Genomic DNA, 22126 nt, shown 5'->3' on the forward strand with positions numbered 1-22126 from the left:
AGCGCGCTGCCGCCAAGCATGGTGATCCATCTCGTCGGGCAGCAAGCTTGATCGTTTCTCTATTAGGATTTGATGGCTGGGGAGAGCGCGTGTTGTGCCGATGGTTATGAGCAGCCTGTTGTTGGGGATCGAGCTACAGACCGATTTTATCGATTTGTGCGCAAGTTTGTGTCAGCCAGATTTTCAACCGCTGACGGTCCACAAGTCCCAGACCGGTGTTGTCTCGTTCCGGGTACTTGCCCACAGCAAATGGGGCGTTGGACGAATCGATCTTGTGCATCACATGGTCCATCAAGTGGCGGATGCTGATCACAGGCGCGTTTAGATCGGCTGCGCGCTGCTTTTCAGCGGATTTGTCGAAAAGATCGAAGGTATCTCCGCGGAAGTGGTTTTGGACAATCACGTAGCTGAGTCTTGAGCCCAGCTGGTCAAAAAGCTTTTTCAGCAAATCCACGGAGTCTTTTCCGCAGTCCATGACATGCCAGTAGCGTACTTGATAACCCATCTCTTTGACCATTTCGATCATATCCACGCCTTCCATCCACCTTACCAGCCAGTCATGGGTTTGTGCCGCCAGATCGACAATGATGCGGGTGCCGGGGTGTTCATGCGCGGCCTCGATGATTTTGTCCATCTGGTCATGTCGGTCTGTTAAAATTTGAGTGGAGACCTCGGGGTAGTAGCGCATCAGGGCGGCATTGGAGCGATCGGCGTCAAAGGCGCGGAACGGCAGGTTTCTTTCCTGCATGTAGTGGACTAGAAGTCTGGCCATCAAAGATTTGCCAACGCCTCCTTTTTCGCCTCCAACCAAATGAATGGTGCAGGATTCAGCCATGCTGGCTGCTGGCATCACCGGATTGTTTAGCCTGGTTTCCTGGACGCTTAGCGCCAATTGAAGACAGCTGTCTCGGGCTGCAAAATCTTCCATATTCTTATCCTTCTACCACAAGCCGTGGTACAGGCCGGATCGCTAAGATGGGTTAACCCGATCTGTAACATGTGTTTCGCTGCTGAAGCTTGGTGATATGCGCTGCCGATGGGGGATTTGAGTGGCTGCGTTGGTCGCCTGCCTGCTGTTTGCAAATTGCAGGCGGCGCTCTCGCCTTGCCAGTGGGGCCACTGCGCTCGCCGGTTCAAATTATGACAATCTTTTCGAGAGCTGGTCTAACTCAGGAGCTGATGAGGTAAATCATTATAAAAGCAATGGGTTAACCAATAATAGAAGGTGGTTAACCCACTGGATATCTTTAATGAGGGACGGTACTAATTGTAATTGATTTGTAGTGATACACTGCAGATCGCTTTACTTTAGAAGCAGGGACAAGAATGCGCTGGCAACGGTGTTGTGGCGGCTGTCTTTATCCCGGAGCATCCGTCTCCTGGCATCTGTGTTGGTTTTTTGTGCTGGCTGGATGCCTATTGACTGCAATGGACAAACTGACGAGTTGTATCAATTCCATTCACTCGAGGCGGCACGTGCGCTGCAATGGGCGCAATATTACGAATCGCTGGCGGGCAGTGGGCATGATGGGAGCCGGTGCTTGTTGCTGGCACAACAGTGGAGGGCGTACGAGGACAATCAGAGGCACCTTGCGGCATACTTTTACGGTCAAATGCAGCCTGCCTGGGGGGGGCATGTCTCTTCGAGTGGAGCGGGGGCGCCTCAGCTTGGCTTGGCAGGCGGCATCACGTCAGGCCCCTATGGAAACTACCCGGGCCATATCGTGGTCAGCCGGCCTCCCGTGGTGCTGCAGGATGGCATGGCATTCGGCTTGACATCACTTCCCGCCACCGTTCACAGGATGCTGGAGGCTGGCAATCAACTGCAACGCAAGCCCTACATTTTCGGGGGCGGACACCGCGTTCTTGAGGATTACGGATATGACTGCTCAAGTGCAGTTTCGTATGTTCTGATCAAGGCAGGTCTTCTCAATCAAGTGCTGAACAGCCGAACTCTGGCGGCCTATGGAGAGCCTGGGGAGGGGCGTTTGGTGACGCTTTGGGTCAAGCCGGGAAGCCACACCTTCATGACCATCTGCGGTCTTCGCCTGGATACCTCCGGGGATGGGACTGACCGAGGGCCCCGCTGGAGAACGACTAACCGTAACTTTGCAGGGTTTGCTGCACGGCACCCGCGTGGCCTCTGATTAGGAGGCCGTGTGTCTTCAGGCGGTGTGAGGCTGCAGTGCTGCTGATGTGAGTCTCCACTGCTCCGTGGAATGCAACTGTGGCTGCATGCCGCAGCCAGCCTGCAATGAAGCAGGTGGCCAGCGAGCCGAGAAGGATGGGGCGTCTTTTCACCTGCGTCAGTCTGCTGCGGACGTGCTGGCGAGGGCGGGCAGGTGCGTGGTGAGGGTGTGGAGGATGAAGCGGGCCTCGGTGAGTGGGAGGCCGGTGCCGAAGCGAATCAACCGGCCTTCGTGTTCGAAGGCCAGAGCGCCGGTGGGTGGCACGTGCAGCTGGCGGATGTGCGCCACATCGTAGGTCCTGCGGCGTCCGCAGCCGAAGATCGCGCGCTGGAGGGTGAGCGTGGCGGGCGTGATGGTGAGGATTTCACAGCCCAGCACCTGCCACAGCCACTGGTGAAGGGCCCAGAGGCCGGCGGCCGTCCATAGGCCCACGCAGGCAAGGACGAACACGGCGAATTCGAGCGGATGAAAGAGCGCCTGCAAGAGGAAGGCGGGCGTGGCGATCTCGACGATGAGCCAGAGGCAGAGCCAGAGCGTGAGCAGCACCAGCCCGAAGACATGACGCCTGGGCGGGATGCGGAAGACAAGGCCGTCAGCCTCTGCCGTGACGGTGTGCAGCTGACCTGGAGTGTGACAAACATGCGTGGCGGTGGTGCGGCGCAATCCACGGCGGGGAAGGGGCTTTGTCGAGGAAGGAGATGCGGGCGAGGCTTCTAGTCTGATCAGCCCGCAAAGCTCTCGACTCAGCGTCATCTCTCAATACTCTTCCAATTCGACAGCATGGCGCATCCCCGCAAACACTCCAGACTGATCACCGTCGGTGGTCAGGTGTTTCGCTGGCATGTGGACATTAATGAGGACTCTGCCGATGAGAAAATCCTGAGCGTCTATCCAGACGAAGACCCCAATGGGGCGCGTCTTGCCATGACTCTGAATAACCACACGATTCCTCCCAGCCTCGTGCGCAGGCTCATCCTGGTGGGGATGCGTCTGGGCTATGTGCCGCATGATCGGGCAAAGTCTCGCATCATCCAAAAAGCAGAGCATGTCTCTGAGATTCTACACGACTACCCGCGCGTCATTCTGCACAACGGCGTCGAATACACATGGACTCCCGAGTCTCGTGGCGGACTTCACATCAAAGTGCGTCGCAGCGATTCTCCGCAGGGGCAGCTTCTGGCTACCTTCGCTACTTTAAAGCCCGATCAGCTCAATGAACGGTTTGTCTCCCAAGCCATCGACGCAGCGCTACGCGAAGGTTGGAGACCTGCCGACTTGGGCCTCGACTGCCACTGGCTCGATGCCGTATGGACGCAATGCTGCAGTCCGTAGTGGCTCCCGGCTGCCGGTTCACTTCTTCGAAGAGGACGAAGGCGCAAACCTGAGGCCTTCGACAAACTCGTTCGTCTTGAAAAAATCTGCGCTGGAGACCGGCTTGTCTGCGATGGTCAGGTTCTCAAAGGTCAGGTTTCGTATGCGCGCATTCTTCTGCCCCCAGAGCATCTGCGGCTCGCCCAGGACGCTGGGGGCGGCGATGGAGATGTTTTGGAAGAGAACGCCCGAGAGGTCTCCCTTTACGTGCTGGTCATCGCCATAGGGCTTGGGCACGGTCATGCAGATGAAAAACTGCTGCAGCGTGGGGCGCGGGTCTGAGATGCGGATGTTGCGGAAGATCACGCCGGGGCCTCCGGCTTCATCGTTCTCGCCACGAGCGTTGAAGACACGCCCGCCGCTCCAGTGGTGCCATTTGGCGCGGGAGTAGATCACATCGCAGTCCTCCACGATGAGCCTGCGGTCAGGGATGCTGCTGAGCACGAAGGAGGAGCCGTTTGCATCATTCCACAGCACCACACGGCGGATGCCGAGACCATTGACATAGAGCGAGTCGTCCTGGGTGCGGATGAAGCAGTCTTCAATGAGCGTGTTGCCAAAGGGGTTGATGCCATCACCGTTTTTACGCCAGGTGAAAATCTTGGTCCACTGCACCTTGTTTGGATGCCCCTCGGTGTAGCGGTTGATGAGCATGACGGAATGCGAGGCCGAGTCGGCGATGGTGAGCCCCTCCACGCGGGTGTCCTCGGCTCCGAAGATTTCGATGGGCTTGCGGCTGATGTTTTTCTGCCCCAGGGAAAACAGGCCCAGGGCTGTTTCATGCTTCAGCCTGGCGCCGGAGAGCGTGCCGTGGCCAAAGATGCGGATGTCTTTGCCGTCCTTCCATTCGGGATTGCAAAACGTGCCATATACCATGGCATCTCCGGGTATGTAATACCGGCGGCTGGCATGCACGGGAAAGGCCGCGCCGATGTCATGCACCCCGGGCAGAAAGTAGAGCGTGCTCCACTCTCCGTCCGCCGGTGGTTTCTCGCCGGTCTTCACGGTGCGCACACCCGGGCCGTCGGGGCGCGGCTTGTTTGCGAGCGGTGGGTTGGCAAAGATCGAAACGGTGTGCAGCGGCGGGCCTTTGTAGCCTTTGCCGGTGTCCTGTCCGTCCATCTGGCCGTCGATGTCCACTGCCACAAGGCAGGGCCTGTCGAGCTTGACGAGAGCCTTGCCCTCCTTCACCACGCATGACGAGCTGCGTTGCGGATGCACGGCCGCGCTGCGGATCGGCCGGCCATTGGCGCGGCTGATCTCCACCTCCACGGCGGCGGAGGTTTCAAAGTTCACATAGCTGTGGGTCCAGCCCGCGAGGGTGTCGAAGTAGGCCTTTTCCGTCTTGCACTCTGTCTGCCACACAAAGGCGCTTTTCCATTCACCGCCCACAGCCCGCACGCGCACCTGATAATGCTCAGACGCCGCAAGCCCCGGCACCGGTGGATAGACCACCAGATCATCGCCGGCATGCAGGGTGAAGAGTGGCAGGAGCAGCAGGGCGATGAATTTCACAGGTGGCTCCTCGGAGGGATGTTACTTCTTCGCCTTGGCTTTTTCCTCGGCCTGCGCTTTCGCTTTCTCTTCCGCCGTCATCAGAAACCCGCTGTCGGCCAGCCAGTCGGTCATGCGGGTGGTCCAGGTTTTGATGGAGGCGAGCTTGGAGCGGGTGCCCATGCCGAAGCCGTGGCCGCCTTTGGCGTAGAGGTGGACTTCGACGGGGAGCTTGGCGGCTTCATATTGGGCGAGCTGGTCGAGGATGGGCTTCACGTGGCTGGTGTCGTCATTGGCCACGAGGAAGAAGGCGGGCGGGGAGTCGGCGGGGATGGGGCCGGCGGGCACGCCGAGGGGACCGGGGTAGATGGAGATCTGGAAGTCGGCACGGCTGCTGGCGCGGTCGATGGGATCGGCGGCGGCGGGATCGCCTGCGGTGGGGCTGTAAACGACCATGGCCACGACTTCGCCACCGGCGGAGAAGCCGAGGATGCCGATGCGCTTGAGGTCGAGGCTCCACTCGGCGGCGCGGGTGCGGATCACGCGCATGGCGCGCTGGCCGTCCTGACGCGGGTGGATGTCGAGATTGTAGGGGCTGCCCTGCTCGCGCGGGAGGCGGTGCTTGAGGATGAAGCAGGTGATGCCGAGCTCATTGAGGATCTTGGCGGGCTCGATGCCTTCGCCGCCAAAGCCGAGCTGACGATGCCCGCCGCCAGGGACGATGAGGATGGCGGCTCCGTTGGCCTTGTCTTTCGGTGCGGGGAAGACGGTGATGGAGGGATTGTTCACATGCGTGACGGAGGTGCCCTTCACGATCTCGGGCTCGTCCTTGAGCTGCTCAAAGCCGGGCGCGCCTTTTTCCCACAGGTGGATGACCTGCGGCTGCGGCTCCTCGGCACGGAGGGCGGTGCCGGGGAGCGCGAGGGAGAGGAGGAAGAGAAAGGCGAGGGGCTTCATGGTGTGTGGTGGCTGGGAGTGGTTGTTTTTGAAAAGATGACTGTGCAGTGGTCCCGGATTGTACAGAGATGTCATGCCCATACATTTCATTTTTTCTTTGATGAAATTTGCGTGTTTGACGCCTTGTCCGAATTCTGAAAGTATCGCGACACTGGACTCACGCGTGTGCCTTAATCCCTGAGATCATGAGCAACTCAAGCATCGCCGCCTATCCCGTCGCTGGTGGACAAAGGTGTCTGGAGTTCATTCGCTCCCGTTATCCGCAATGGGAGGTGGTGCTCAATGTGGAGAAATTTGTGCCTGATGTGAATGCCTTCGTTGTGGAAGGTCTGGCGGCCACGCTTGTGTGGGTGCGCTATCCTCTTATGGAAGACTATGAGGTGTACAAGGGCCTCGGAACCCTGCTCAAGTGCCCATGGCTGCACCTGATGTTTCAAGAGCATGTCGTGTGGGAATACAACCTGTACGATGAGCAGCAGAAGCTGATCGACCGCTTTGAGCCTTTGCCGCAGATGTGGGGGCATGACCAGCCACAGGTCGGAGATGCTGAACTGCTCGGCAGACTATGGAACATCAATCCCGCTAGCGTTCGGAACTATCTGAAGCCGTGGAACGACCGCTTGCGGAGGAGAAAGGCCTACCTGTGTCGGGATCAATTTCGGTTTGGCCAGTTTGAGCAGGGGCATGATTTCATCAAAGCTCTCACGGGGATACAGTTACCCGAGTGAACAGCCTGAGTGTGCGGTTTTTCTCCGAAAGTGGGATCGCTGGCTGCACGGGTGGATCACGGGGTGGCCAGGGCCTCGTGGGGGCGTGGGGCTGCGTGGGCGTGCACGTGGCTGAGGGCGTCCAGCAGGGGCTTGGCACGCAGGGGTTTGGAGAGGTAGTCGTCCATGCCGGCGGCGAGGCAGTGTTCGCGCTCGCCGGTCTGCACATTGGCCGTCATGGCGATGATGCGGCAGCGCGGGCGCGTCCACAGCGGGCTGGCCTCCAACTCGCGGATGGCGCGGGTGGCCTCGTAGCCGTCCATGTGGGGCATGTGGCAGTCCATGAGGATGCCATCGTACACACCGCTGGCAAAGCGCTCCACGGCCTCTTCGCCATCGCGGGCCACCTCGGCGGGGAAGCCGTGCTTTTCCAGCATCATGGAGGCCATGCGTGCATTGACCTCATTGTCTTCCACCAGGAGGATGCGCGGGCGGATGCCGTCTGCGGGGGCTGTGGGCAGTGCGGCGCACGATGCGCCTGCGGCTGCCACGTCCTGGGCGGGGGCCTTGGGGCTTTCGATGATGGGGAGCGGCAGGCGCACCCAGAAGCGCGAGCCTTCGCCACGCCTGCTCTGCACGCCGATGCTGCCGCCCATGAGCTCCACGAGCCGTCTGCTGATGGCGAGGCCGAGGCCGGTGCCGCCAAAGCGCCGCTTGCTGGAGCTGTCCACCTGCGTGAAGGCCTGGAAGAGACGCTGCTGCTGCTCCTCCGTCATGCCGATGCCGGTGTCTGTGACGCTGATCTCAAGGTCTGCCGCGCCGTCTGCGGTGGTGCCGAGTCGGCTCACCTGGATGCGGATGCTGCCTTCGTCGGTAAACTTGAGGCCGTTGCCCACGAGGTTCATGAGGATCTGGCGTAATCTACCAGGATCTCCCATGAAGGACTCCGGCACGTCCGGGGCGACGCGCACGAGGAGGGCGATGGAGCGGGAGGCGGCCTTGTGGTGAAGGAGGTCCACCACGCCGCTGATGACGGAGTCGAGGCGGAAGGCCTCCTGCACGAGGTCGAGCTTGCGCGCCTCGATCTTGGAGAAGTCCAGGATGTCCTCGATGATGGTCATGAGGGCGTCTCCACTGAAGCGCACGGCGTCCACCATCTCCCGCTGCCTGGGAGAGAGCGGGGTGTCGAGCAGGAGGCTGGACATGCCGATGATGCCGTTCATGGGCGTGCGGATCTCATGGCTCATGGTGGCGAGGAAGTCGCTCTTGGCCTGGTTGGCGGACTCTGCCATCTCCTTGGCCTGCAGCAGCTCCTGAGCGGAGCGCTTCAGCGCGGTGATGTCCGAGGCGATGCCCAGGGAGCCGATGATTTTCCCCTGCGGGTCAAACAAGGTGGTGACGCTGAGCCGCACCGGGTAGCGGGAGCCGTCCTTGCGCACATAGGTCCACTCGTTCTCGTCCGGCGCGCCCAGGCGGGACTTGGCCACAAAGGCTTCAAAGCCCGGCTCCACGGTGTATCCCAGCTCCTGGCTCAGCGCCTTCGCGCGCGCCTCCACCTCCTCCGGCAGATGAAAGATGGCGGGCGTGGTGCGGCCGATGATCTCCTCCGCCGTGTAGCCGAGCTGCATTTCCGCAGCCTTGTTGAAGGTGGTGATCGTGCCGTCCGGCGTGCAGGAGATGATGGTGTACGCCGCGCCGTCCACCACACCCTTCATCAGCGCATTGGAGCGTGCCAGCTGGTCCTCGGAGCTTTTGCGGACGATGAACTGGCCCATCTGATTGCCGATGCTGGAGAGCGCCTGCAGCAGCGCCTCGTCGGGGTCCACCACCTCGGAGGCAAAGAGCTCCACCACACCGAGCACCTGGCCTCCGGCGACGATGGGAAAGCCGATGCAGCCGCGCAGGCCGCAGGTGAGCGCGGTGATGGCGCGCGGGTTTTCGGTGTGCTGCGCCAGGTCGCGCGTCCACTGGATCTGGGCCTTTTGCAGCACGAGGCCGGGGGTGCCCTCGCCCGCTGCAAAGGATGCCTGCTGCTTCAGCGCCACCAGGGCGGCGATGTCCTGCTGAGGATCGTGCCACAGCTCTGCCAGGCGGAGGTTTTTTTCATCCACATCCAGCATCCAGAGAAAGCCCGCCGGCCAGCCGAGCTGCTGGCAGATCTTTTGAATGACCCTGGCGCAGACCCCGCGCGTGGAGCCTGATTCGGTGAGGATGCGGCTGGCGCCGTACTCCAGCCTGCGGCGCTTTTCATCGAGCTTGCGCTGGGTGATGTCGCTCTCGATGGCCATGAAATTGACCACGTCTCCGAGTTCATTGCGGATGGGCTGGATCTCCATCGCCGTCCAGTATCTGCGGCCGGAGCGGTGGTAGTTCAGGATCTCCGCCTTGACGGAGGTGTGTTGCTTCAGGGAGCTGCTGATGAGCCGCACGGTGGCGGGGTCTGTGCCGGGGCCCTGGAGAAAGGAGCCGGGCTTGCGGCCGATGACCTCGGAGAGTTTCCAGCCCGTCATGCGGGTAAAGCCCTCATTCGTCCACTCGATGCGGCCCTGGGCGTCGGTGACGACGACGGCATTGTCCGTGCGTGCGGCCACGAGGGCGAGCTTGCGCGAGGTGGCCTCCTGCTCATTGAGCCGGGTGCGCTGCTCGGTGAGGCGCTTGTTCAGCCGGATGAGATCCTCCGATGCCATGCGCTGCGCCTGCAGCACCTGCAGCAGGTCCAGCGTCTGGTCATGCACGGCAAAGTCCCGCACATTGAGCCGCAGGGTCTCCACCTGGTCTGGGTCCGTGAGCCAGGGGGTGGCCAGCATGATGCCGAGGTAGGGCTCCTCCAAAAGGATGACCTGCCCGCGCAGCATGCACTGGGACTGGCGGCAGCGTAGCAGCAGCAGGCGGTCTGTCAGCGTGCGGGCCATGGCGCCGCTGAACTCTCCTGCCGGGCGCACGGATTCAAAGAGATCCTGCACACGCGCGCCGGGCATGGCATCCAGACACACTTTGACCAGAGACGGTCCCGTCTCGACGATGCGGTCATCGGCATCCCATGCAAAGTAGAAGGGAAAAGCGCGCAGAAATTCCTCGCTCGGAATCCTGCTGAGAGCGCTGGTGCCTGAGGTGCTCATGCGTCTGCATTCAGCGTCCAGCGGACGTCAAAGATATCGTGGTCGGCCCCTTCGGTCTTCAGGGCCACGGCGGTGGCGGTGGCCGGTGTGTGGTAGAGCTTTCCCAGCCCCTGCACCAGCCCTACCACAAAGTCGGTGAGCCCCGGGCGGTGGGTATGGTAGTGCAGGCTCAGGGAGGTGTCTGTGACATCCAGGCACTCAAAGTGCGGCGGCTTCAGCTCGGGGTAGATCATCTGCACGCGCGTGTGGAAATTGGGCAGGTTGATGAGGAACTCCTTCAAGGAAGAGCCCGCAGAGCGCATCATGCCGCCGTAGCTGCGCAGCGCCGTCTTGAGCACCCAGTGCTCGCCAAACGAGATGAGAACCTCCCGCACGCTGACCTGCAGCACCTCGGAGGCGGCGGCCACCAGCTTGTAGGTGATCTCATCGGAGTAGCCCTGATTGCTGATGAAAACCTCCACGTCCACGCCCGCCTTGTGCTTGATCCTCTGCCACACCTCCTCTCCGTGGTGGGTGATGACGAGGTCTTCGATGGCGTTGTTGACGAGGCCGTACATGGATAATGAATGCGGTAAAAGCCGTGGCTGGTGGAAAAGGCTGCGTGTACCGGCGAAACATCAGGCAGCTCCTTTTTTCCTTCACCCTCCACATTTGTGGGGGGTGGGGGGAGAATGCGGCATGGCAGGCTGTGCAGCGGCGCATGACAAAGCCGCGCAGCGTGCCATGCTGGAGGCGCAATACACCGAGACGATGCCGTACCGACAACTCACCTGGATGACCGCCTGCATGCTCATCGGGGCCTTTTGCATCGCGGGCGTGGCCCTGCATGGGCCTGAAGAGGCCGTGCCGCAGGAGCTGGATGTGGCGGCGCCCTCGCTGGAGGTGCGGAGGGATGGCAGCATCGTGGCGGAGGTGCCGCAGGTGTGCAGGCACTTTGTGGTATGGTATGGTGCCAATCCGCCGCCCAAGGAGGACATGTGGGTGGTGATGACCACAGACGCGCGGGGGGACAGGATTCTGGACACGCCGGAGGAGGTGATCGCGTATTTTCAAACCCTGCCGCGTGAGCGCCGCTCGGCGGGCATCTTCATCACCCAGGACTACACGCACCTGCGCCACCCGGACCTGCTGCCACCGTGGGTGTCTGAGCACATGCTGCGGCTGATGGCTGACACGCAGTGGATGGAGGCACGCAGGCGGCAGGTGCAGGCGCTGGCAGCAGCGTGCCAGGCCGCAGGCATCCCGCTCTGGGTGAACACCGACCTCGGCGGCGGCGGCCAAGGAGGCCGCAGTGTGCGCTTTGAGCGGCTGTGAGGTGGAGTGGGGGAAGGTGGGTCAGGAGGTGCTCGATGCTCAATGAAGCAATCGTGCCTTGTCTTGGTGTTGGGCGTTCGATAGGATGGCTGGATTATCACTTTCTTTAAGCACATCATCTCATGAGGCTTCGACTCTTGCTTATTCTGTCCGCGCTGCTGCTGCGCCTGACCACACCGGCTACTGCTACGGAGCAGGAGGATGACTTCATCCTTTACCGTGGCGAGCGGTGCGCGCTGGAGACGCACTGGCTTTTCCCTGCGCCGCTGCAGGCGTACTTCGCCGATGGCAAGCACGGTGAATACCCGCTGAAAATGGTGAGCACGGCCAACTATCGCGGGCACGTGGCCACGTATGAGATCGCGGACGGACGTCTTTATTTGGCGAAGATCGAGCCGAGCGCCATGGTGCGCATGGTTGAGCTCAGTCTCCCGAATGCTTCAAAGAAGACTGGTGAGGCGGCGGTGGCCGCTGCGGTGAAGAAGGAGCAGGCGCGGCTGGATGAGACGCTGCGCCAGATCTTTCCCGGCCGCGCTGCGGCGGATGGCCGGATCTTTGCCGACTGGTACAGCGGGCAGCTGCGCATCTTTTGCACGCTGAAGAAAACGAAGTTCCAGCACCCAGATGAAAAAACACCGCACGAGGAGATCATGCCCACGGAGGTGGCGCTGCTGAAGATCAAGGAGGGTGCTGTGGTGAAGGAGACGCGCTTTCCCCTGGAGGAATACTGGACGAAATTTGAGATCATGCAGCGAAGGCGGGAGATCCCTGATGAAGAGGCTGCTGCCATCACGGATCACCTGGAGTTTCTGGACAGCTACAGCCGCAACTGGAACAAGATCCCCGGTGTGGACGATGCCAAGGGGCCGCTGCGCACGGAGGCGGATTTCTCCGTCTTTCTCACCCGGCAGGTCGATGCCCGCGTGCGCATCCCTCTGACGAAGTTTGTGCTGGTGAAGGACACAGCCCTGATGCCCTATGACTCAAAGCACTGGACGGGGGATGAAGACCTGCGGATCAAGCCCGGAGCCCACCTGCTGATGCTGGAGATGGGGGCCAGCAATGTGCCCATAGGGCCGTGGAGCCCCTACGCGGGCGGCGCGGTGCAGGTGCTGGCGCAAGTGGGAGCGCTGAAGACGGGAAAGATCACCTTCACGCAGGAGGATCTGGAGAAGGTGCGCATGATCAACAACTACGACCACCAGGATGACACCCTGCTCAAGCTCGATGGAGACCTGCAGATGGACGTGGCCGCCGATGGCAAGGTGCAGCTGACCGGCGCTGTACGCCTGACCTCCAAAGATCCCACCACCTACCAGGAGATAGCACTGGATAAAACCGAGATCCCCGTGCTGACGCTGCAGGACTACCTGAAGAAGCAGGAGCGCGAGAGCGAAATCTACAAGCTCTTCCAAAAGACTGCGGAGAAGGTGTATCAGGAGGTGCTGGAAAAATCGAAGACCTCGCCAGAGAAGAAGACGCCTGGCAAGTCTGCAAAGTAGGCGATAGCTGCCCGCCCATCCGCTGCGTAACATCCACGCTGGCTTTTGCAGTCAAAGGCGGCCTGTTCATTCCTGTACCCCATTCATGAAACTCCCCCTCCTCACCCTCGCCACTCTCATGCTGCTGCCGCGCGCGCTTCTGTGCGCTGCCGAGCCCACGCCTGCGCAGGCGGTGGAGCAGGCGCATGCGGAGCTGTGGGGGCGCTTTGTGGACAAGTATGGCATCATCCGCGACTACGTGGGGGAGCTGCCCACGCCGGAGGATTGCAAGCTCGGCCGGCCCAATGCCATCGGCTGGTGGAGCCCCATCGAGAACGGGCCCATGTTCAATGGCCTCTACCTCCCCGCCATGTGCGAGCGCGCACGGCGCAGCGGCACCGCTGCCGATGCGGAGCAGGCTCGCCGGCTGGCGCAGGGGCTCATGAAGTGCGCGTCGGTGTCTGACGTGCCCGGCTTCATCGCGCGTGGCATTGGCACCGATGGCGTGTGTCATTATCCGCTCAGCTCGGATGATCAGACGCACCCGTGGTTTCTCGGCCTGCAGGCTTATTTGAAAAGCGGCATCCCCACCGCCGAGGAGCGCGGGCAGATCATCGCCAAGGTCAAAGAAGTGGCCGCTGCGCTGGAGGCTGTGCAGTGGCGCATCCCGTGCGAGGGAGATTTCAGAGGCGACTTCCGCGGCGGCTTCACAGGCCACCTCTTCCGCGATGCCGTGCGCTACCTGCACCTGCTGCGCGCCACGCACGAGATCACCGGAGACGCCGTCTGGCTGGAGCGCTACCACAAGGCCTGCGCCGAGCGCCCGGACCCGAAAGGCAAGACACGTGTGGAGATCTGTGCCATGGGCTACCCCTTTGACCGCGAAGCCATCGCGCATATCGACGAGTCGCAGCTCTGGATCTATGTGGGCAGCCAGGCCGCGCTGGCCCAGCTCATCCGCATGGAGACCGATGAAAGCCGCCGCGCGCACTATCGAGAGGGCCTCGCCGTGAATGCCGCCAACGCCCGCCCCGCGCTGAAAGGACACGCCACCTTTGACAACGCCGACACCAAGTTCTTTGGCAATGCCAACTGGCGCGCGCTTTACCCCACGTGGTTCCCACAGCCCACGCAGGCCGATGCCGCCAAGCTGGCCAAAATCTCCGACAAAACCAAACGCGGCGAGCGCAAAGACTACGAGTCCCGCTACATGAAAAACCCGCTCGCCGGAGCCGCCATCGTCGCCCTTCAAGGAGAAGCCGCCGACAGCGCCGCCATCGAGCAGGTCATCCGCCACTACGACTACGCCAAGCTCAAAATGGCCGAGCTCTTCTTTGCCGAGTGCGCGTATTATGCGCTGCCTGCAATGTAGCCCAGTTGCGCCGCAACTGGGGTGTCACGCCTCCACCATCCCGCTGCGCCTCTGCCGCCACCAGCGGCGTGCGGGCTCCACCAGCAGGTGCAGGGCGGCGGGCAGCACGGGGGGGAAGAACAGCAGGGCCAGTGCCGTGACCAGCGCCTGCGGCATGTGCCTGAGGAATGGCACGTATAAGTGGAGCATGGGCGCCACGACCTCTCCCAGCATGAGGTAGCCGAAGAAAAGCTGATCCAGCCGGAAGAGCCGCAGGGCCAGCCAGAGCCACAGCGCGAAGGTGATCCAGCCCATCACCGTCTGCCAGCCGTACAGCGCCGAAAGGGCGCGCTCTCCGAGCGGCTGATGAAAGAGCATGAGCAGCTTCAGGTGGATCCACGTCCAGCACCATCCAGCGCGCCGCTGCGCCTCACTGAAATACGGCGGCCGCATCCACCACACCCAGAAGATGGGCAGGATGACGAGCCCGACCCAGAAAAAGAAACGCCCCCGGCGCGTGAGCAGATCCGGAGGCGGGGTGGCATGCATGGCGCGCAGGATTTACGGGAGCATTATCCCGCGGAAGCGGGATGTGGGGCAAGAGTGAAAGTGGGGGCCTTTTGATTCTACGCGCTCACACGCTGTCGTAGGTGCGGTCCCAGAGATCGCGCACGGTGCCGTAGATGTCTGCATTGTCGCTGATGACGAGGGCGTCGTCATCGATGGGCACGGGCATCTGCTCCAGGCCGGTGAGTAGCTGGCGCAGCGAGTGCGTGGCTGAGGCCAGAGCCTCTGTGCGGCAGTAAACAACGATGAGCTGCACGCCGGACTGGCGCACCACACGCCCGCGCAAAAAGCCGCCGTAGTCGGGCTCGTCCTTCAGGATGTGCTCAAAGCCACGCGGCGGGTGCGCCTTGTGACTGGTGCGTGCATCATGCAGCTGTCCATCGGGGTAAATCCAGAACACAAACTCAGGCGTGCCATGCGTGAGCGCACGTATGGCCGTGCGCCGCCCGCGAAAGTCTTCCGCCAGAAAGTCAAAGACCCGCGACGCCTGTGCGCGGGAGATGGAGCCGGTGGTGAGCATCGGGCGATGATGGCTTGATCCGCCTGCCTCAAGCAAAAGCTCCCTGGCGGGTCTGATGAATCATTTCCCAGATGAGATCACGCTCACCGTTTTGGATCAGAGTCCAAGGCTTGCGCCCGCCAAAGCCACGATTGGGAGTCTGCAGCCAGCGAGGCAGATCTTCGGCGGGAATCATCTCCAGCAAGGCCTGAACCAACCGGACCGCCTCGGTGACCTGAGGCCGAACGGTGCTGGGCAGCTTCTCCTGCCCTTCGTAAGTCGCCAGCGTGCGTTCGGAAAAGTTGGCCAGTCGAGCGAAGGTGTCACGGTTCAGCCCGATCGAGCGACGCCAGGAGTACAAAGCTGTGCCGCTGTCTTTCGCTCGCCGCCATGTGGCAGCTTTCTGGATCGTGCTTTGTGTCATGCAGCAAAGTGCAACATCTCTGCCAGAGTGGCAAGGCAATCCTGCAAAATTGCAGGATTACTTGCCGGGCCACTCGACCGGAGCAGCTGATTCGAAATGGCTTCCAGGCTTCAGATTCTCAGGATACACGAGAACATTGCTCCCAGTGGCATCCGCCGCGCTGGGAACGATCACTGCCTCAAATCCTGCGGAGGCAAACGCGCCTCCCCATGCCTGAGTGACCGCCTCGCGCCCATTTTGATTATCCGCCCGCCAGTCGAGCGTCTGAATGGTGTCTGCGGAAAGGCGCAGGGTTTTGCGTACATGACCATCCCGCAGATCGAGGACACGCCTGGCCTGCAGTCTTAAAGCCACCAGCACACGAGGCAGGGCTTTGGCCTGTGGCAGGCTGTAATAATTCACATGGGCCAGCGTTTCAGCGAGGGCCGTGTGCGGAGTCATGGCTGTATAGCTCAGCCGTGCAGCTCCCCTGACATGCCAGCGGCCAGATGCATGGAGAGCTCCTCTGCCGTCCACAATATCAGCTGCCTTTGAATAGGTGGGATTGATAAAACGAAAAAGTTCCCCGCTAAAGCTGACATCGAGACTATTCCCCAAAGTGACGAGCTTTGATGCGATTTTGTGCTGATCTGGATGAGGAGTGATCTTTATACCTGGGGCCATGCACGAATGACTTCTTCTGAAGCATCACCATTCGCAAACGCCTTGGAATGCAAGAGCGGGTAATGCTTGAGCAGAATGAAGAACAAACTGTCTCCGACTGCGAGCGAAGATTATCATTTTTAAATGGCATCGAGAGTGCGCGCGACAGCCTGTTGCAGGAACGTAAGGGGGGGGAATGCATTCACAGCCAGACACACGGCACGCCTGGCAGTGAATCTGTGGATGACACAGCATGAACTGTGCTTGTGTGGCACTGAGTATACCCCCACACCTCACCCCAGATAGTCCCGCCCGCTTGAGCTCCACTCCGGGGCGAGGCGGACGGGTTTGTTTCCCTGGGGGCGCATGGTTTGCAGGAGGGTGAGGGCCAGCTGGGCCTGCTGATGTATGAGGCTGGGGGCGTCCTGATTGCGCAGGCTGGGGATGTCGTAGTTGGTGATGCTGGGCTTGGAGAAAAAGACATCCAGCGCCAGCGGCAGGAAGATGGACTCCACAAAGCCCGCGGGCACGGGCAGCGGCACGCCGGGGTCGGGGTGGCCGGGGGCGCTGGTGTACACATCGGCGGTGGTCAGCTGGCCCAGGGAGCAGCGGGCCTGAAACTCCAGCACCAGGTCGGTGGCGGCGGGGCTGTTGAGCATCAGGCGCTGGCACACGCGGCCGGCGCTGAGCGTGCTTTCGATAAAGTAGCACACGCAGGCAGCGGCGCTGTTTTCCGCCAGCTCCTGGCGGCTGCTCACGGCCACGATGCGGCGGCTGCTGCCGCGCAGGCGCAGGGGCTCCAGCACGGTGATGATGTCCGGCGGCAGCTCCACGGTGTCTGCCTTCAGGGTGGCGGTGCCGCTGCTGCTGTCTGCGAGGTAGGGAAACTGCAGCGTGGCGGTTCCGCCATCGCTGCTGAGAGAGAGGATGCGGTTGGGCTCGCTCTCTCCGGGCAGCAGGATCTGGCATCCAGCGGCCCAGGCGGGAAAGCTGCCCGTGGCAGTGGTGCCGCCGCGCGTGAGACCGCCGACGCTCAGCGTGGCAGGCGCGCGAAACCACACGCTGCGCTGCTGCTTGGCGGCAAAGAGCGGGCCCAGCAGCGCCATCTGCTGCAGCGCGGCATTGCAGGAGGCCAGGGCGTCTGGCAGCGGATCGTCAAAATCGGCGCCTCCGGCAAAGGGGATGCCGCGCTGCTCCACGCGGAGATAGCTGAGCATGGTGGCGATGGTGTCTCGTACGGTCATAGCTTTTTGTGGTAGGATGTGGTTTATTCAAAGAAAACGGCAGAGATCAGTCCACGGCCAGGGGCTTCACACGGGGCTCGGGCATGGAGGCGCTGACGCTGTCCAGCGTGGCGATGATGTCGGCCTCCTGAGCCAGGCGGTAAATGCGGCCGCTGCGGGTCAGTTCGCCGCTGGCGTAGCGGCCTACGTACACCTGGGTGCCGCAGTCCAGACTAGCACGGGTGCAGTCGGGGCCACGCCCGACGACGACGGCCTCCATGCGAGTGCTGGCGCCCTGCACGGCGGTGGGCAGCACGATGCCGGCTGCGGTGGTCTGCTCCTGCGGGGTCACATCGAGAAGAAGGTGGGTGCCAAGGGGGTGGATTCCGGGTGGGTTCATATCAGTATTAGGGTGTGGTTGTTTGTGGTTGTTTTGAGGAAAAGATGACGAATCAAGATTCTGAGTGCGGCATGGATGCAGGTTCACTGGCCTGCTGCTGCGGGGCAGCGCTGCGCCTGCGCCCCCGGGCGCGCGGCGCGGCTGCCGGAGGCTCCTGCCCCAAGGTGGGCGCAACGGTCGGCTCTGAGCCCGGCCCAACCACGATACGGGTTTCAGTGCTCGTGTCCGTTGCGCCCGTTTTGGGGGAAGAAAGAGGTGTGGATGGCTGGGGGGAGGTGGTTGGCTGCCCTGGCGCGGTGTGTGTCTGGGCGGTGCTGCCTGTAGCAGCATGGATGCCAGCCGTGGAGGAAGTGAGGCTGATTGTTTCTGCCAGCGCCGAAGCCTGGGGCTGGGTGGCTGTCAGCGTGGTGCCGGGCCTGGCGGCAGTGGTGGCCGGGTCTAGAAAGACCACCATGGCGTGCGGCAGACGGCGCTGATCCATCAGATCGTGTGCCAAGCGTGCGCCATCGGCCTGCCAGAGGTGCAGTGGCACGCGCAGAATGTGACCCTCCTGGGCTGACTCATGGCGAAAGATGTAGGAGCGCGTGCCTTTGTCATGAAAGTCATACGGAGCGGTGTTGCCCACGCCCACGAGTTTGAGAACGACGAGCGGCTCGTCAGCGCGTCGATGTTTCGCCAGCAGGGTGGAGTCCACGCGTGCGGGCAGGCGGGAAAGGGCAGGGGTGTTGGGTGTGGTGTGGGTCATGGTGGTCGGTTGATGAGTTGTTCTTTCGTGGCTGCTTTTCAGCAGGCAGGAGTGCGCGCCGCACTTTCTCCGGTTTCCTCCCTGGGCGGTCCGGGATGGACACGCCGCAGAGGGAGGTTTTAGGAGATTAAAAGTTCAAAGGTGAAAAAGCTGATCGTGGTAGCATCTGGTATGCGATTGCTCCGTTGCTGGGCTGGTGGTTGGTGTTGGCATCCTCCTCCTACTCCTCCTCCATCGGCTTGGTCACTGCGTGGCAAGGGAGGAGGAGTAAGAGTAGGAGGAGGAGAAGGATTGAGAGGTGTTGCGGCCCGCACGTTTTTGCAGCGTGCGGGCCGCGTGGTTTTGCGAGTTAGGCGCTCAGGGTGGGCACTTCCAGGCCGGGGTGCTGTCCTGCGTGGCGCAGCAGGGAGTAGCCGCTGGTCTTGCCATCGGTGCGGATGCACGGGGCCTGGCCAAAGACGGTCTCATAGCCGCCGCCATCCACAAAGGAGTAGTCGTCCTTGTCGCCCACGAGGAGGTCGTCTCCCACATAGGCGCGCACGGCGCTCTCCTGGCCGAGGATGAGGCTGCACATGTCCACCGCACCATTGGCATTGCACGGGATGATGTAGGCTCCCGCGTCAAACTGCGAGGTCCAGACAAAGTCCGGAGAGCAGTTCGAGGTGGAGCCCGCGCCACCTGCACGGCGGTTGTCATTGGTGCCGTCCCAGCCCCAGTTGTCACCCGTGGCGATGAAGTTCCCCAGCGTGGCCGTGCCGTAGCCGGAGGCGCTGCTGGTGGCCATCGGGTCCAGGATCTTCTCGATGACGATCTTGTTGCCGTTGTTGCCCTGGCCGTTCCAGCGCACAAAACCCACCGAGCCGTCGGGATTGAGAATCCACGCATAGTACTTGGTGGCGGTGTCTGTGATGGTGCTGTAGAAGCTGCTCCAGCTCACGCCGCCAGGCGCCGTGGTGGCGGTGCTGATGGACTGGTTTTCATACCATTCATACTTGTAGCCCCCCATCCACGCCATGTAGGGCGTCTTGGTGTCCGTGGCGTGGCTCTTCAGCACGCAGTCGGTGTTGGCGCTGTTCACGCTGAAGCCGGTGCTGAGGATGGCGCGCGGGGCCAGTGGATCGGCGCACTGGTCGTTCTCCGGGTCCACGCTGGCGTGCTCAAAGAGGCCCACGCCGTTCCAGTCCAGCAGCTTGCCGGAGAAGAGCGGGTTGTCCTCGTTGCTGCGTGCGCCGCCGTGCAGGGCTGCCTGCTCGTAGCTGCTGGAGTTCTTGATGCCGGCGATCGCCGCATCAGGGATGTACACCATAGGCTTGTAAACCGGGCTGCCGTGCTTGTTCGTCACCACGATGGAGCGGCCGCCGAGGCGGCGCCACTGCGGGATGGCGTTGGTGATGCCGCTGGGCGTCAGCGTGTCCAGCGCGTTCAGGCTGGCCAGCGTCTTGCGCCCGTTGGGATAGATCGTGTTGCCCACGCCCTGGAGCTTGAGCGCCATCTTCATGTCGTTCATGCGGCGGCGGCCCAGCTTCTCGCGCAGGGCCAGCAGCACGGCGGACTTCACCCCACCACCAGCAGCCATGAACTTGACCTGCTTCTTGGTGAACTTGAAGGCATCGCGCCAGAAGTCCACGGTGCAGGAGAAGGTCTTGAAGTCCACGCTGGACTCATTGCCGCGCAGAGGCTGCTCGCCTCGGGCTCCGGGGCCGCGCGGCTGGCTCATGACGGTGAATTTGATCTCGTCCCCCGGCTGTGCGCCGCTGAGGTCTTTGCGCACGATGAAGGGCTTTCCGGAGCCCTCCCCGCCTTCGAACATGGAAAAGTCGTCCACCGAGCGCGCCCCTTTGCGGAGCTGCTGGGAGTACACTTTGGCCACGATGGAGGGATCAGCCGCGACGGCTGAGGCCAGCGTGGAGACAATGGATTCTGCGTGATAGTCTGGCATAGGTTTGTCTCAGTGAAGAGATAGGTTTTGATGTTTTTTAGCTTGGTTTTCTGTCCTGATTGTTTCTTGAACGCCGTGCTTTAGGCCGTGGCCATGCCGCATGGCAGGAATGAGCATGAGATACCAGCACGTGGCCGGAGGGCGGTCCCTGCTAGCGCCGCATGTGCGCGTGCGCGGAGGTGAGCCTGTCCAGGCTGCGGATGAAGGATTCCTGCTGCTCAGGTGTCAGCCGGTCGATCTCCGCCATGGCTGTCTGTGGAGACAGCGCACCTGCGGAAAACGCGTGGCCGACAGGGGAGCCGGGCAGCCTGACCGCGTGGCGCGGAGCTGGCGGCACCCCGGACAAACCTCCCGCAGATCCCGGGCTGTACGCCGCGTGTCCGGAGAAGAACTTGTCCATCACCCTGCGGCCGATCTTCTCTGGCCAGTCAGGGTGACTGAGGATTGGGTCGTTCTTTGCTTCTGCAAGAAGAATTTCATCATCGCAGTGCGGCAGGAAGTTTGAGCCTGCATCTGCGATGAGATGGGAGAAGTGATCCATCGCCCGTGTGTGGCTTTCCGCCTGGCTGCTCATCCACTCGGCGCTCACGGTGGTGGCTTCGCGGCGTGCTTCGCGCAGGTCCATCTTCACATCCGTCATCTGCTCCAGCAGATCGGTGGCGGCGGGGTCGTACGTTTCCTTGGCCGTGCGGTACTGCTGTTGCAGGCGGGAGAGCTGCGTCTCCAGCTGCGCCACCTGTGGAAAAATCTCCGGCACCACGGATGTGGGGCTGGCCTCCTGCTCATACGCGGCCTGCGGCTGCGAGTACTCCGGCGCAGGCGCGGACTCCTGCGGCATGCCGGAGATGCCAAAGACCTCCGCAAACGCCTCCGCCGGTGCCTGCCCTGCGCGGATGAGATCCAGCGCACGCACGGTGCGTGCACGGTCGGCGGGTTTCAGTGCTTTGATGGACACACGCGCCGGGCCTGTCAGTGTCTCGGCCTCCGGCTGCTCGCGGGTTTCAGGTGCATTCACATCCTGCGCTGCATCCAGCGCGGCCTGGATAAGATAAGGGTCCCCGCTTTCCAGATCCGCCAGCTGCGCATCCGAGATCTTCGCCAGGTCCGTATGCGCCAGGGCCTGATCCAGCGCAGACAGGGTGGCGCCGCTCTCCTGCTGAGCCGCCGCTGCCTCTGCGGCGGACTCCTCCGCTCCGAGGCTGCTGAGCACCGCGCTGGCGTCCGCCTCCGTGAGGCTGGAGAACACGACGGCGTCCGAGGCCGCATCGGCCGGGGAAGGGGAGGGGGTGGCTGGGCTGTCTGTCATAATGGTAGGTTGTGGTATGTCCGGTTTCTGGTCTCTGGATTAAAGTCGGGGGGCATGTGCCTGCGGCCCTCAGGTCTGCGCGTCATTCACCGCCCCGGCATGCCGGAATGTGGCAGGTGCAGGGGCTTGTGATTGTTCATGCTGTGGTCAGGTATCGTGGTCGATGTAAAAGTCCTTGGGACGCATTTTCCAGAGTCAAGGCGAATGATGAAACAATGGATACCACATCATGCCATGCCGTGGGATCGCATGCGTCCTCATTCCCTTTTTGGCAGATTCCGGCGTCTTTTTCCCATCTGCCCGCCTAGGCCGTGTTTGAAAACCCTCAAGAGCCATATCTGAGCCAGTCGATGACGGAGGCAAACTGAATAAGGGAGAGGAAGTGGCGAGCAAGCTTA

General features: G+C 61.9%; 20 protein-coding genes. 5 read left to right on the top strand and 15 right to left on the bottom strand.

Going from position 1 to position 22126, the window contains the following annotated elements; all coding sequences use genetic code 11:
• Positions 1–133: 133 nt before the first annotated feature.
• Both HNQ65_RS24980 and HNQ65_RS24985 read right to left on the bottom strand, forming a co-directional pair.
• Positions 134–928 (bottom strand): nucleotide-binding protein, encoded by a 795-nt coding sequence (locus tag HNQ65_RS24980; RefSeq protein ID WP_221306295.1) that lies wholly within the window; start codon positions 926–928, stop codon positions 134–136.
• 1378 nt (positions 929–2306) lie between these two features.
• Positions 2307–2852 carry a hypothetical protein gene (locus HNQ65_RS24985; protein ID WP_184344299.1) on the bottom strand — a complete coding sequence of 182 codons (546 nt, stop codon included), beginning with the start codon at positions 2850–2852 and terminating at the stop codon, positions 2307–2309.
• A 117-nt stretch (positions 2853–2969) separates the two neighbouring features.
• Between HNQ65_RS24985 and HNQ65_RS24990 the strand changes: the two genes are divergently transcribed.
• Positions 2970–3521: a hypothetical protein gene (locus tag HNQ65_RS24990; RefSeq protein ID WP_184344301.1), complete on the top strand. Its 552-nt coding sequence runs from the start codon at positions 2970–2972 to the stop codon at positions 3519–3521.
• 18 nt (positions 3522–3539) lie between these two features.
• Here the strand turns inward: HNQ65_RS24990 and HNQ65_RS24995 are convergent, their stop codons facing one another.
• Positions 3540–5075, bottom strand: a complete 1536-nt coding sequence (locus tag HNQ65_RS24995) for a glycoside hydrolase family protein (RefSeq protein WP_221306296.1) — start codon at positions 5073–5075, stop codon at positions 3540–3542.
• A gap of 21 nt (positions 5076–5096) precedes the next feature.
• The gene (locus HNQ65_RS25000; RefSeq protein WP_184344303.1) at positions 5097–6011 is read right to left on the bottom strand and encodes an alpha/beta hydrolase; all 915 of its coding nucleotides are present in this window, start codon (positions 6009–6011) and stop codon (positions 5097–5099) included.
• 185 nt (positions 6012–6196) lie between these two features.
• Here HNQ65_RS25000 and HNQ65_RS25005 point away from each other — a divergent pair, with 185 nt between their 5' ends.
• On the top strand, positions 6197–6739 hold the full coding sequence (locus tag HNQ65_RS25005) for a hypothetical protein (protein ID WP_184344304.1): 543 nt from the start codon (positions 6197–6199) through the stop codon (positions 6737–6739).
• Between the two features lie 56 nt (positions 6740–6795).
• On the opposite strand, the gene HNQ65_RS25010 is transcribed toward HNQ65_RS25005, so the two are convergent.
• Together HNQ65_RS25010 and HNQ65_RS25015 are read right to left on the bottom strand one after the other, a co-directional pair.
• On the bottom strand, positions 6796–9837 hold the full coding sequence (locus tag HNQ65_RS25010) for a PAS domain S-box protein (RefSeq protein WP_184344306.1): 3042 nt from the start codon (positions 9835–9837) through the stop codon (positions 6796–6798).
• Positions 9834–10394, bottom strand: coding sequence for a heme NO-binding domain-containing protein (locus HNQ65_RS25015; protein WP_184344308.1), 561 nt, complete (start codon positions 10392–10394; stop codon positions 9834–9836). Before HNQ65_RS25015 ends, HNQ65_RS25010 begins: the two co-directional genes overlap by 4 nt.
• 121 nt (positions 10395–10515) lie before the next feature.
• Between HNQ65_RS25015 and HNQ65_RS25020 the strand changes: the two genes are divergently transcribed.
• From HNQ65_RS25020 to HNQ65_RS25030, 3 genes are all read left to right on the top strand, one after another.
• A complete protein-coding gene (locus HNQ65_RS25020) occupies positions 10516–11151 on the top strand; it encodes a hypothetical protein (RefSeq protein WP_184344310.1) in 636 nt (211 codons plus the stop codon).
• 122 nt (positions 11152–11273) lie between these two features.
• Positions 11274–12653 carry a hypothetical protein gene (locus HNQ65_RS25025; RefSeq protein WP_184344312.1) on the top strand — a complete coding sequence of 460 codons (1380 nt, stop codon included), beginning with the start codon at positions 11274–11276 and terminating at the stop codon, positions 12651–12653.
• 85 nt (positions 12654–12738) lie between these two features.
• The gene (locus tag HNQ65_RS25030) at positions 12739–14004 is read left to right on the top strand and encodes a hypothetical protein (RefSeq protein WP_184344314.1); all 1266 of its coding nucleotides are present in this window, start codon (positions 12739–12741) and stop codon (positions 14002–14004) included.
• Positions 14005–14028: 24 nt separating this feature from the next.
• On the opposite strand, the gene HNQ65_RS25035 is transcribed toward HNQ65_RS25030, so the two are convergent.
• From HNQ65_RS25035 to HNQ65_RS25075, 9 genes are all read right to left on the bottom strand, one after another.
• Positions 14029–14532: a hypothetical protein gene (locus HNQ65_RS25035; protein ID WP_184344316.1), complete on the bottom strand. Its 504-nt coding sequence runs from the start codon at positions 14530–14532 to the stop codon at positions 14029–14031.
• 85 nt (positions 14533–14617) lie between these two features.
• On the bottom strand, positions 14618–15070 hold the full coding sequence (locus HNQ65_RS25040; RefSeq protein WP_184344318.1) for a hypothetical protein: 453 nt from the start codon (positions 15068–15070) through the stop codon (positions 14618–14620).
• A gap of 28 nt (positions 15071–15098) precedes the next feature.
• Positions 15099–15473, bottom strand: coding sequence for an antitoxin Xre/MbcA/ParS toxin-binding domain-containing protein (locus HNQ65_RS25045; RefSeq protein ID WP_184344319.1), 375 nt, complete (start codon positions 15471–15473; stop codon positions 15099–15101).
• A 57-nt stretch (positions 15474–15530) separates the two neighbouring features.
• Positions 15531–16136: an RES family NAD+ phosphorylase gene (locus HNQ65_RS25050; protein ID WP_184344321.1), complete on the bottom strand. Its 606-nt coding sequence runs from the start codon at positions 16134–16136 to the stop codon at positions 15531–15533.
• 272 nt (positions 16137–16408) lie between these two features.
• A complete protein-coding gene (locus tag HNQ65_RS25055) occupies positions 16409–17359 on the bottom strand; it encodes a hypothetical protein (protein WP_184344323.1) in 951 nt (316 codons plus the stop codon).
• Between the two features lie 46 nt (positions 17360–17405).
• Positions 17406–17738 (bottom strand): hypothetical protein, encoded by a 333-nt coding sequence (locus tag HNQ65_RS25060; protein ID WP_184344325.1) that lies wholly within the window; start codon positions 17736–17738, stop codon positions 17406–17408.
• 52 nt (positions 17739–17790) lie between these two features.
• On the bottom strand, positions 17791–18483 hold the full coding sequence (locus HNQ65_RS25065; protein WP_184344327.1) for a hypothetical protein: 693 nt from the start codon (positions 18481–18483) through the stop codon (positions 17791–17793).
• Positions 18484–18832: 349 nt separating this feature from the next.
• The gene (locus tag HNQ65_RS25070; RefSeq protein WP_184344329.1) at positions 18833–20422 is read right to left on the bottom strand and encodes a hypothetical protein; all 1590 of its coding nucleotides are present in this window, start codon (positions 20420–20422) and stop codon (positions 18833–18835) included.
• Between the two features lie 151 nt (positions 20423–20573).
• Positions 20574–21728, bottom strand: a complete 1155-nt coding sequence (locus tag HNQ65_RS25075; protein ID WP_184344331.1) for a hypothetical protein — start codon at positions 21726–21728, stop codon at positions 20574–20576.
• Positions 21729–22126 lie beyond the last annotated feature (398 nt).

This window comes from Prosthecobacter vanneervenii (assembly GCF_014203095.1).
Lineage (GTDB): Bacteria > Verrucomicrobiota > Verrucomicrobiia > Verrucomicrobiales > Verrucomicrobiaceae > Prosthecobacter > Prosthecobacter vanneervenii.